This is a genomic window from Oerskovia sp. NPDC056781, from assembly GCF_042789955.1.
Lineage (GTDB): Bacteria > Actinomycetota > Actinomycetes > Actinomycetales > Cellulomonadaceae > Oerskovia > Oerskovia rustica.
This window is the reverse complement of the sequence record NZ_JBHUAD010000367.1, coordinates 1-2,212: the sequence shown is the minus strand read 5'-3', so window position 1 is coordinate 2,212 and position 2,212 is coordinate 1. Positions and strand designations below refer to the sequence as shown.

3 protein-coding genes are annotated in these 2,212 nt (G+C 72.6%); all 3 read left to right on the top strand.

Features of this window, described 5'->3' with window-relative positions; genetic code table 11:
- Positions 1–597: NUDIX hydrolase (locus tag ACFRCR_RS18410; RefSeq protein ID WP_377679621.1), on the top strand; the 597-nt coding region annotated here is incomplete at its 5' end.
- Positions 598–735: 138 nt separating this feature from the next.
- Positions 736–1,395, top strand: coding sequence for a pyridoxal 5'-phosphate synthase glutaminase subunit PdxT (gene pdxT, locus ACFRCR_RS18405; RefSeq protein ID WP_377679622.1), 660 nt, complete (start codon positions 736–738; stop codon positions 1,393–1,395).
- A gap of 7 nt (positions 1,396–1,402) precedes the next feature.
- Positions 1,403–2,161 (top strand): YebC/PmpR family DNA-binding transcriptional regulator, encoded by a 759-nt coding sequence (locus ACFRCR_RS18400; RefSeq protein ID WP_138824356.1) that lies wholly within the window; start codon positions 1,403–1,405, stop codon positions 2,159–2,161.
- The last annotated feature ends 51 nt before the right edge of the window (positions 2,162–2,212 follow it).

Below are 2,212 nucleotides of genomic sequence, written 5' to 3'. Positions count from 1 at the left end.
GCGCCCGCCCCGGCGGCCCCCGCCGCCCCCGGTCCCGCCGCCCCCACGCCGGATGCCCCCAGCGCGCTCGGCCCCGACTGGGTCCTCGGCCCCGACGGCCTGCGCCACCGGCGCGGCGCCCGCGTCCTGCTCCTCGACGCCGCGGGCCGCGTCCTGCTTGCCCGCGGCCACGACACCGACCAGCCCGACCGCTCCTGGTGGTTCACGATCGGCGGCGGCGTCGAGCCCGGCGAGAGCGACCTCGACGCCGCGGTGCGCGAGGTCCGCGAGGAGACCGGGCTGCACCTGGACCCCGCCACGCTCGAGGGCCCCGTGTGGACCCGCTCCGCCATCTTCGACTTCTACCGCGAACGCTGCCGCCAGGACGAGGTCTTCTACCTCGCCCGCCTGGGCGACCAGCACACGAGCCGACCCCTGACCCGTGACGGGTGGACCGAGGTCGAGCACGACGTCGTCGACGAGATGCGCTGGTGGCCCCTGCCCGAGCTGCGCACCGTGAGCATCGAGGTCTTCCCCGCCGGACTGCCCGACCTCCTCGAACCGCTCCTGCACGGCTGGGACGGGCACACCCGCCACCTCGGCGAAGCCACCGAGTAGCCCACCCCACCCGATCCCGGCCACCCCCACCCGGACCGTGCCACGCTCCACCCGGACCTGGCCGGGCGCGACGACGTCGGCCGGGAGCCGCCGTCGGGCACCTCGCACCCCGCCCGCCCGCAGCCCGTACGATGGGCGATCGTGAAACCGGTCATTGGAGTCCTCGCCCTGCAGGGCGACGTCCGCGAGCACGTGGCCGCCCTCGACGTGGCCGGCGCCCGCGCCGTCACGGTGCGGCGCCCCACCGAGCTCGGCGGCCTCGACGGCCTCGTGCTCCCCGGCGGGGAGTCGACCACGATCGACAAGCTGCTGCGGATCTTCGAGCTGTTCGACCCGCTGCGCACCGCGATCGGGGCCGGGCTGCCCGTCTACGGGTCGTGCGCCGGCATGATCCTGCTCGCCGACCGCGTCCTGGGCGCCACGCACGACCAGCAGACCCTCGGAGGGCTGGACGTCACCGTGCGCCGCAACGCGTTCGGGCGCCAGGTCGACTCGTTCGAGTCGTCCGTCGAGATGACCGGCGTCCCCGGGGGGCCCGTGCCCGCCGCGTTCATCCGCGCCCCCTGGGTCGAGGAGACCGGCCCCGGGGTCCAGGTCCTGGGCCGCACCCGCCACCGCGGCGCAGCCACGCACGCACGCTCCGGCGACGAGCCGGACGCCGGTGCCGCCGGGACGGGCGACGCCGCAGGTAGAATCGTCGCAGTACGTCAGGGAACGTTGCTCGCCACCTCCTTCCACCCCGAGATCACGGGCGATGCGCGGGTGCACGAGCTCTTCGTCGCAATCGTGAAGGAGTAACAGGGGTATGTCAGGACACTCCAAGTGGGCTACGACCAAGCACAAGAAGGCCGTGATCGACGCCAAGCGCGGCAAGCTGTTCGCCAAGCTCATCAAGAACATCGAGGTCGCGGCCCGCACGGGCGGCGGGGACCTCGCCGGTAACCCCACGCTCTTCGACGCCGTCCAGAAGGCCAAGAAGTCCTCGGTCCCCAACGACAACATCGACCGCGCCCTCAAGCGCGGCTCGGGCCAGGAAGCCGGCGGCGCCGACTACCAGACGATCATGTACGAGGGCTACGGCACGGGCGGCATCGCCGTCCTCGTCGAGTGCCTCACCGACAACAAGAACCGTGCCGCCGCCGAGGTCCGCATCGCGTTCACGCGCAACGGCGGCCAGCTCGCCGACCCGGGCTCGGTCTCCTACCTGTTCTCCCGCAAGGGCGTCATCGTGGTCCCGAAGGAGGGCACCACCGAGGACGACGTCATGGAGGCCGTTCTCGAGGCGGGCGGCGAGGAGGTCACCGACGAGGGCGACACGTTCGAGATCCTCACCGAGGCCACCGACCTCGTCGCGGTCCGCACCGCGCTGCAGGACGCCGGCATCGAGTACGACTCCGCCGACGTCGTCTTCCACCCCTCCATGGAGGTCGAGGTCGACGCCGAGGGCGCCCGCAAGATCCTGCGCCTCATCGACGCCCTCGAGGACAGCGACGACGTGCAGAACGTCTACGCGAACTTCACCGCGAGCGACGAGGTCATGGCCGAGCTCGAGAACGACGACTGACCCGCCACCCCTGGTGTGACGAAGGGCTCCCACGCGCACGCACGCGTGGGA

Bases quoted from the DNA above. Each gene is read 5' to 3' on its own strand.
- ACFRCR_RS18400 (WP_138824356.1), top strand. From the start codon at position 1,403: ATGTCAGGACACTCCAAGTGGGCTACGACCAAGCACAAGAAGGCCGTG.